Raw genomic sequence first — 259 nt, forward strand, 5'->3', positions numbered from 1 at the left:
CTTGATGAGTATCAATTTACGAATGCAGCTCGTGAAATTGCAGCACTTGTAGATGAAGTGAGTAACTGGTATGTAAGACGCTCACGTAATCGTTTCTGGGAATCTGGTATGAACGCTGAAAAAGCATCTGCCTATGAGACACTTCATGAAGTGCTTGTAACAATTAGTAAATTAATTGCACCATTTACACCGTTTGTCGCGGAAGACATTCATCTGAATTTAGAAGGAAGTAGCGTTCATTTAGCGGATTATCCAGTTG

At 39.8% G+C, this 259-nt stretch carries 1 protein-coding gene; it reads left to right on the forward strand.

Features of this window, described 5'->3' with window-relative positions:
- Positions 1-259 (forward strand): class I tRNA ligase family protein (locus tag JDS96_RS31215; RefSeq protein ID WP_199669168.1); only part of this gene is annotated, 259 nt, incomplete at both ends.

This window comes from Bacillus cereus group sp. N21 (assembly GCF_016483395.1).
GTDB lineage: Bacteria > Bacillota > Bacilli > Bacillales > Bacillaceae_G > Bacillus_A > Bacillus_A pseudomycoides.